The sequence below is a fragment of the Hymenobacter agri genome, assembly GCF_054778495.1.
Window position 1 is genome coordinate 1 of the sequence record NZ_BAAGZM010000132.1, and the last position, 8774, is coordinate 8774.

The following is an 8774-nucleotide window of genomic DNA, read 5'->3' on the forward strand; positions in this document are numbered from 1 at the left end:
GCGCCACCTGCGTGAGGCCGGTATCGGCGGCGGCGCGGCGCAGCTGGCGCAGCAGTGTGGCCACAATGGTGTGCTGAATGCCGGCGCAGAGGTCGGCCAGGTTTTCCTGCACGAAGTCAGGGTTGGCGGCGGTTTCCTTCTTGAGGAAGTAGAGCACCGCCGTTTTCAGGCCGCTGAAGGAGAAGTCGTAGCCCGACATGGCGCCCACCGGGAAGGCAAACCGCTCGGGGTTGCCCTGCCGGGCCAGCTTGTCGAGGTGCGGGCCGCCGGGGTACGGCAGGCCGAGCAGCTTGGCCGTTTTGTCGAAGGCCTCGCCGGCCGCGTCGTCGATGGTCTGGCCGATGACGTCCATCTCCAGCGCCGATTTCACCACCACCAGCTGCGTGTGTCCGCCGCTCACCGTGAGGCACAGAAAGGGAAACGCCGGTTTGGGGTCGCGGATGAAATGGGCCAGAATGTGGGCCCGCATGTGGTTCACGGCCAGTAGCGGCTTGTCGAGGGCCAGGGCCAGCGTTTTGGCAAACATGCCGCCCACTAGCAACGAGCCCAGCAGGCCCGGGCCCTGCGTGACGGCTACGGCGTCGAGGTCGGCTTTGCTGATGCCGGCCTGTTTGAGCGCGGCCGTGACGACGGGCAGCAGGTGCTGCTGGTGGGCGCGCGAGGCCAGCTCGGGCACCACGCCGCCGTACTGCTCGTGGACTTTTTGGGTGGCCACCACGTTGCTCAGCAGCTCGCCGCCGGCCAGCACGGCCGCGCCGGTGTCGTCGCAGGAAGATTCGATGGCGAGGATGATGGGATGAGTGGGCATGAGATTGGACGAAGTAGAGACGCAATATTTTGCGTCTCGTCGTTGCTGATGTTGTTATTGCTGCGCGGTATCGGGTGGTTCGGCGTAGTTCCGGTCGTTCAACCGAATGTCAGCGAAGCTAACGACGAGACGCAAAATATTGCGTCTCTACATTGTGCAACCGACCAGCCCGGCCCTTTGGCCCAACCCTTGCGGAGGCGCAAAGTTCGGCGGTAGCGGGCGAACCCGGTTCGGGCTCCGGCCGTTCCAGTAGGCAGTCCAAACGCAGCGTTTGGCCTAACTCACTAAAAAGCCGCAACTTTGCGGATTCACCGCCTTTTTTCGTTTTCCCCCCTCCTGCCCCGGTGCGTCGTTTCCTCGCCATTTTGCTGAAAATACTGCTGGGCCTGGGGGGGCTGCTGGTGCTAGTTGTGGTGGGGGCGCTGCTGGCGCTGCGGGTGCCGAGCGTGCAAACGCGCATCGCCCACGAGGCCGCCGATGTGCTCACGCGCAAGCTGGGCCAGCCTGTCACGATTGGCAGCGTTGATATCCGACCCTTCTCCAGCGTGCTGCTGGAGGGCGTGCGGGTGCAGGACCGGCGCGGCGGCGAGCTGTTCAGCATTGGCCGGGCCGATGCCGACATTTCGCTGTTCTCGGTGTTCGACCCGCGCCACCTGCACGTGGGCACGCTCACGCTCAATGAGCCGCGCTTCGTGCTGCGCAACCTGCCCGGCCAGCCCGACACCACCACCTTCAGCCAGTTTATGACGGCCGTGAAGCGACTCATCGGGCCTTCGACTGATACCACGAAGTCGGCTCCGTTCGATTTCAAGGTGGCGAAGGTGGCGCTACGCAACGGCTACTTCGCCATTCAGAAAGACGACGTGCCACGGGCCAAAACCTACGGCAAGAGCATTGACTACGACCACTTGGTGGCCGACAGCATCTACGCCGACGTGTCGAACATTCACCTCGGCGACACGCTGAAGCTGCGCATCAGCCAGCTGCACGCGGTGGAAGCGCCGTCGCAAACGCGGCTGCGCGAAATCACGGCCGACATGACGTATGGGCCCCACTTCTGGGAATTCAAAAACCTGAACTTGCGGGTGGGCCGCAGTCAAATCAAAGATTATGTGCGGTTTGAGTTCCGGGTGTTCACCAACTTCGTCGATTACAACGACTCGATGAAGACCATTGCGCGGCTGCGCAACTCGAAGGTGTATTCGGAAGACATTGCCAGCTTCGCGCCGCAGTTGAGCGAGCTGCACGAGTCGGTGGCGCTGTCGGGCGACGCTTCGGGCTACGTGCGCGATTTCAAGGTGAACAACCTCGACTTGCGCTACGGCACCGGCACGCACATTGTGGCCAAGCGCGCCCACGCCGACGGCCTGCCCAACTATAAGGAGAGCTTTTTCGACCTGCGCCTGCTGCCCTCGGTAGTCGAAGCCAAGGATTTGAAGCACTGGTTGCCGACGGCGGCCAACAAGTTTGTGCAGCCGCTGGGCCGCGTGAAAGTGCAGGGCCAGCTGCTGGGCTTTTACAGCGACTTTGTGGCCAATGCCTCGTTCGACACGGCGCTGGGTTTTGTGGCCACCGACGTCAACCTGAAAACCAAAACCGACCTGACGCACGCCAGCTACGAAGGCACGGTGCGCAGCAACGCCTTCCAGCTGGGCAAGTTTTTGGGCGATGAAAGCGTGATTCGGGACGTGACGCTGAACGGGCGCGTGGCGGGCACAGGCTTTTTGCCGGCGTTTGCGGCCGGCAAAGCCAAGCTCACGGTGCCGGCCATCTGGCTGAACGGCTACCGCTACCGGAACATCGTGTTCGACGGCGACTTCCGGCCGCTGCATTTCAACGGCCACGCCAGCATCAACGACCCGGCGGTGCGGCTCGTGGCCGACGGCCACATCGACCTCGAGCGCAAGCACGAGAGCGTGGACGTGCAAACCAAAATCGACTACGCCAACCTGCGCACGCTGGGCCTGCTGAGCCAGCCGCTGACGGTGAGCACCACGGCCAACGTGAAGTTCAAGGGCGTGCAGCTCGACTCGCTCATCGGCTACGCCTACCTGCGCCACTCACGCTTCGGCCTCGACGGCCGCGTGCTGCGCCTCGACACACTGGACGTGGTGAGCACCCGCAACCGCCTGAACCAACGGCGGGTAACCATTCGCTCGGAGGCTGTGAACGCCAGCGTGGCCGGCACATTCAACACCTCCGACGTGGTGCGCGACGTGCAAACGCTCATCACCGAGTACCGCCTCAATTTTGAGAGCAACGCCGCTGCTACGGCCGCCTATTACCGCCGCAAGCAGCAGCGCACGCTCCCGGTATATCAGGTTGATTTACTGCTTAATCTAAAGAAGCCGAACCCAGTGTTGCAGCTGTTTGTGCCCGAGTTGGAGGTGGCCAATGGCAGCCGCATCGACGGCTCGTTCCGCAGCGGCAGCACCAGCATTTTCCAGCTCGGCGGGCACCTCGACAGCCTGCGCTACGGCCCGGTGCGCACGGTGAACAACGACTTCGACTTCCTGACCTCGAAGCTGCCCTACCAGCCTGATATTCTGGCCCAGGCCAGCGTGACGAGCGACCGGCAGGTGCTGCCGGGGCTGGGCCGCACCGAGAAGTTCATCGTGGAAGGCGTGTGGGACCAGCAGCACATCAACTTCTCGACCTCGCTGGCCCAGACGGGCACCACCAACCGGGCCACCATCAACGGGGCGCTGGGCTTTTTGCCGCGGGCTGTGGAGGTGATTTTCCGGAAGTCGGACGTGCACTTGCTGGATAAGGACTGGACCATTGCCGAGAACAACTCGGTTACGATTTCCAACTATGGCAAGGAATACGACATTAAGAACCTGACGTTCAGCAACGGCGACCAGTTTGTGGGCGCGCAGGGCATTATTTCGCCCGATGCCAGCAAGCCGCCCTTGCAGCTGCAAATCAAGGACTTCGAACTGGCCAACCTCAAAACCCTGACCGGCCAGAACCTGGCCGGCCGCCTGAATGCGCAGGGTACCGTGAGCGGCATCTACGGCCCGCTCACCATTGCCAGCACGCTGGGCGTGGATTCGCTGAAGTACGACAATACCCTGATTGGGCAGGTGGCCGGCCGCGCCGATTGGGACAACGCCGCCGGCAAGCTGCGCACCAACCTCGACGTGGCCCGCGGCGGGCAGTCGGTGCTCACGGTGCTGGGCGACATCGCGCCGGGCAGCAAAACCAACCAGCTCAACCTCACGGGCACGCTCAACGATGCGCCTATTGTGCTGGCGCAGCCGTTTTTGGGCTCGCTGTTCAAGAATATCAGCGGCACGGGGCGCGGCGAGCTGCGACTTACTGGGCCCTTCTCGGCCCCCAACCTGCTGGGCGCGGTGGACGTGAGCAACGGCCGCCTCACCTTCGTGTATCTGGGCACGACGTACACGTTTGCCGACCGCATCAGCTTCACCAACAATTCGATAGAGTTCCGAAACGTGAAGCTGCGCGACGTGCTGGGCAACACCGGCGTGGTGGACGGCATTGTGCGGCACCAGGGCTTCAAAAACATGAGCCTGGACATTGCGGCCAACTTCCGCAAGATGCAGGTACTCAACACCACTCGCAAGGATAACGACCTGTATTTCGGCACGGCCTACGCCACCGGCACCGCCCGCGTGACGGGCCCGACGGATGACCTCGATATCACGGTGCGGGCCAGCAGCGAGGCCGGCACCCGCATGAGTCTGCCGCTCGATAATGCGGCCAAAGCGGAGAAGGCTGGCTACATCAAGTTTGTGAATAACAACCCCTTGCTCGACACCACTAAAACCAAGAAAGCGGTAGTGGCGGTGAACGATAAAGTGGACTTGTCGGGCCTGAAGCTGAACATGAACCTCACCATTACGCCCGAGGCTTACGTGGAGATTCTGCTGGATGAGAGCACCGGCGACGTGATTCGGGGCTCGGCGGCGGGACAACTGCGCTTGGCCATCGATACGCGCGGCGAGTTCAACATGTACGGGCAGGTGGAGATTGTGCGCGGGGCTTACAACTTCACGCTGCAAGGCTTGGTAAATAAGGAATTCGTGGTGCGGCCGGGTGGCATTATCTCCTGGAACGGCGACCCGCTGGCCGGCGAGATGAACATCACGGCTACTTACACGCAGCGCACCTCGCTGGCACCGGTGCTCGAAAGCGGGGCCTCGGGCAGCGTGGCCGTGGTGCCCGTTACGGCTGTGATGAACCTGACTGGGCCGCTGCTGCTGCCTGCCATCAAGCTCAACCTGGAATTCAACGACGCGCCGGGCACGCTGCAGGGCGATTTGGCGGCCTTCACGGCCTCGCTGCGCAACGACGAGCAGGAGCTGAACCGGCAGGTGTTCAGCCTGCTGGTGTTCAAGCAGCTGTCGCCGCGGGGCTCGTCGCTGGGCAGCACCATTTCCATTAAAGGTCAGGATAATACGGTATCGAACAGCCTAGGGCAGATTCTGAGCACGCAGCTTGGCCTGCTCACGTCGCAGATTGACCAGAACCTGGAAATCGACTTCAACATCAACGGCCTCAGCGCCGAGCAGCTGCAGGCGCTACAGGTGCGCCTGAGCTATTCCTTCCTGAACGGCCGCCTGCGCGTGACCCGCGAGGGCGGCTTCACCAACAACCCCAACCTGGTGAGCCAGAACACCGGCGGCGGCATTACGCCCACCACGGCCAACACCGCCGGCCAGGCTTCGCTGCTCGGCGATTTGAGTTTGGAATATTACCTGCGCGCCGACGGTAAGTTCCGGGCGAAGCTGCGCTACGAAACCACCCCGCGCGACCTCGAAACCATTAACCAGCCCCGCGCCGGCGTCTCGCTGCTTTATACGGAGCAGTTTAATACGTTCGGGGAGCTGTTCACGCGCCTGATTCCCAAGCGGAAGGAGCGCAACACGCAAAAGGCCCGCGAGAACAAGGAGGTGCTGAACGTGGACGACGACCCACGGACGAATCTGTGAGTTGGCGAATGAAAAACAATAGGAACGTCATGCTGAGCGCAGTCGAAGCATCTCTACCGCAATAGTAAATGAATACTTTGGCGGTAGAGATGCTTCGACTGCGCTCAGCATGACGTTCTTTTTCCCTGACGCCTCCCACTCGCTACCTTTGCCCGAATATGGCTGCCCCCACCACCCCGCACACCCGCAAGAAAAAGCTCGGCTCCTACCCCACCCTGCTCGTGGTGTTCAGCATCACGCTGGCGCTGGTGGTCATTGGCTTGTTCGGCCTGCTGCTGGTGCACGCGCAGAAGCTGAGCGAGGTGGTGCGCGAGAACCTGGAAGTGCAGGTGTACCTTGACCGCGACCTGCCCGAAACCGAGTTGCTGCGCCTGCAGCAGGACTTGGGCCAGCAGCCTTACGTGGCCGAGCGCGACGGCAAGCCGCAAATTCGCTTCGTGAGCAAGGAGGAAGGCGCGCGCCAGTTGCTGCAAAGCACTGGCGAAGACTTCCGCCAGTTTCTGGGCGACAATCCGCTGCGCGACGCTTACGTGCTCAAAATCAAGCCCGAATTCACCGATACCACGCACCTGCGCCAGCTCAACCGCAGCCTCAGCACGCAGCGCGGGGTGTTTGAGGTGCAGTACCCGCAGGATTTGTTCGCCAGCATCAACAATAACCTGACGCGGGTGAGCCTGGTGCTGCTGGGCTTCGCGGCGGTGCTGGTGCTGGTGGTGGTCATTCTGATTAACAATACGATTAAGCTCGCGCTGTTCTCGCAGCGGTTTCTCATCCGCTCCATGCAACTGGTGGGCGCCACGCGCCTCTTTATCCAGCAGCCGTTTCTGCGGCGCGCTACCTGGCAGGGCTTGGCCAGCGGCGTGCTGGCCGCGCTGATATTGGTGGCCCTGCTGCAATACGCCTACCTCGAAGTGCGCGAGCTACGCCTGCTGCGCGACGACCTGCGCTTGGGCCTGCTCCTGCTGAGCGTGGTAGTGCTGGGCGTGGTTATCGGCTTTTTCAGTTCGGCCCGCGCCGTGCACAAGTACCTCAAAATGTCGCTCGACGACCTGTACTAGAACGTCATGCTTCGACAAGCCCAGCATGACGTTCCTTTTCTGACCCGAATTACTCCCAGCATATGCAACCCACCTCTTTCCGCTTCGCCTTCGGCCCCCGCAACTACCGCCTGATGTGGGCGGGCCTGGCCCTGCTCGCCGCCGGCTTCATCACCATGATGTTTGGCGATAAAGCCAACTACGGTGAAGACTTCGTTGGCATCACGCTGGGGCCGCTGCTGCTGCTGGCCGGCTTCGCCGTGGAATTTGCCGCCATTATGGTGCGCGACCAATCGGTAGTGGCCACGCCGGTTGCCCCCGCCGCAGCCCCGACTACGGGCTTCACTCTGCCCGACCCGGTAGCTCCGGCCACGCCCGCAATGCCGGCTGCGCCCACTTACAAGCGCCCCTAGGCAAGCCTCCATGAGCAACGAACGATGAGTTGGGCTGCCGCGCAATGCGTCGCCACTCCGTTGTCCCTATCGAATTGCTCATTGCCCACTGTTCATTGTTAATTGATTAGATGACTTATTGGCACGCGCTGCTCCTCGCCATCGTGGAGGGCCTTACCGAGTTTTTGCCCGTTTCCAGCACCGGGCACATGGTTATTGCCTCGGCCCTGCTGGGCATTCCGCCCACGCCGTTTTTTAAGCTCTACCTGGTCCTGATTCAGCTGGGGGCCATCCTCTCGGTGCTGGTGGTGTACTGGAAGCGTTTTTTCCAGAGCATTGACTTCTACCTGAAACTGCTGGTGGCGTTTTTGCCGATTGTGCTGGTGGGTCTGCTCTTCAAGAAGCACATCGATGCGCTGCTGGAATCGGTGACAACCGTGGCGGTGATGCTCGTAGTGGGCGGCGTGGTGCTGCTGTTCGTCGACCGCTGGTTTCCGCAGGAAGACCCCAAGGAAGGCGGCCACCCGGTTACCAACCCCAGCTTCAAGGAAGCGCTGATGATTGGCCTGTTCCAGTGCTTGGCCGTGGTGCCGGGCACCAGCCGCTCGGCGGCCACCATCGTGGGCGGCCTCACTCAGAAGCTGACGCGCCGCGCGGCGGCTGAGTTTGCCTTTTTCCTGGCTATGCCCACGATGGCGGCGGCCGCAGTAAAGGACGTGTACGACTATTACAAGGAAGCCAAAGCGGCCGGCATCGACATCGCGCACCTGTTTTCGGGGGCCGAAATCAAGATGCTGGTGTTGGGCAACGTGGTGGCTTTTGTGGTGGCGCTGCTGGCCATCCGGCTGTTTGTGGGCTTCGTGGCGAAGTACGGCTTCCGGGCCTTTGGCATCTACCGCATCATTGCGGGCGGTATCTTGTTGCTGATGCTGGCGCTTAAACTTCCGTTGAACGTATTGTAATACCCGATGACGACGAAAACCCTGGCCGACTACGATTTTGAAACCGGCGAAGTGCTGCTGCTCGACAAGCCGCTGACGTGGACTTCGTTCGACGTGGTGCGCAAGGTGAAGAATGCCCTGCGCATTAAGAAAATCGGCCACGCCGGCACGCTCGACCCCTTGGCCACCGGCCTGCTCATTCTCTGCACCGGCAAGAAAACCAAGGAAATCGACCAGATTCAGGCGCAGGAAAAGGAGTACACCGGCACCTTCCGTCTCGGCGAAACCACGCCCAGCTTCGACCTCGAAACCGCCGTGGACATGGCCCGCCCCTACGCCCACCTCACCGACGAAGATATTCGGGCCGCCACCACGCAGTTCACCGGCCTCATCCAGCAAACGCCGCCCATTTTCTCGGCCGTGAAAGTAGATGGCAAGCGCGCTTACGAGCTGGCCCGCAACGGCCAGGAAGCCGAAATCAAGTCTAAAACCGTTGACATCAAAACCTTCGAAATCACGCGCATAGCCCTGCCGGAGGTTGATTTCCGGGTGGTGTGCTCGAAGGGCACATACATCCGCAGCCTGGCGCGCGACCTGGGCGTGGCGCTGGGCTGCGGCGCCCACCTCACGCGGCTGGT

At 61.9% G+C, this 8774-nt stretch carries 6 protein-coding genes; 5 read left to right on the plus strand and 1 reads right to left on the minus strand.

Features of this window, described 5'->3' with window-relative positions:
- A partial coding sequence (tsaD, locus tag ACYVDE_RS09030) for a tRNA (adenosine(37)-N6)-threonylcarbamoyltransferase complex transferase subunit TsaD (RefSeq protein ID WP_460501161.1) occupies positions 1-808 on the minus strand: 808 nt, incomplete at its 3' end.
- Positions 809-1152: 344 nt separating this feature from the next.
- Between tsaD and ACYVDE_RS09035 the strand changes: the two genes are divergently transcribed.
- The 5 genes from ACYVDE_RS09035 to truB form a co-directional block, all read left to right on the plus strand.
- A complete protein-coding gene (locus ACYVDE_RS09035) occupies positions 1153-5766 on the plus strand; it encodes a translocation/assembly module TamB domain-containing protein (RefSeq protein ID WP_460501162.1) in 4614 nt (1537 codons plus the stop codon).
- A 158-nt stretch (positions 5767-5924) separates the two neighbouring features.
- Entirely contained in the window at positions 5925-6824 is a 900-nt protein-coding gene (locus tag ACYVDE_RS09040; protein ID WP_460501163.1) for a cell division protein FtsX, read from the plus strand.
- 62 nt (positions 6825-6886) lie between these two features.
- Positions 6887-7216: a DUF3098 domain-containing protein gene (locus tag ACYVDE_RS09045; RefSeq protein ID WP_460501164.1), complete on the plus strand. Its 330-nt coding sequence runs from the start codon at positions 6887-6889 to the stop codon at positions 7214-7216.
- A 110-nt stretch (positions 7217-7326) separates the two neighbouring features.
- Positions 7327-8157, plus strand: coding sequence for an undecaprenyl-diphosphate phosphatase (locus ACYVDE_RS09050; RefSeq protein WP_460501165.1), 831 nt, complete (start codon positions 7327-7329; stop codon positions 8155-8157).
- Positions 8158-8163: 6 nt separating this feature from the next.
- On the plus strand, positions 8164-8774 hold a 611-nt coding region (truB, locus tag ACYVDE_RS09055), incomplete at its 3' end, for a tRNA pseudouridine(55) synthase TruB (RefSeq protein WP_460501166.1).

Bases quoted from the DNA above. Each gene is read 5' to 3' on its own strand.
- ACYVDE_RS09040 (WP_460501163.1), top strand. From the start codon at position 5,925: ATGGCTGCCCCCACCACCCCGCACACCCGCAAGAAAAAGCTCGGCTCC.
- ACYVDE_RS09045 (WP_460501164.1), top strand. From the start codon at position 6,887: ATGCAACCCACCTCTTTCCGCTTCGCCTTCGGCCCCCGCAACTACCGC.
- ACYVDE_RS09050 (WP_460501165.1), top strand. From the start codon at position 7,327: ATGACTTATTGGCACGCGCTGCTCCTCGCCATCGTGGAGGGCCTTACC.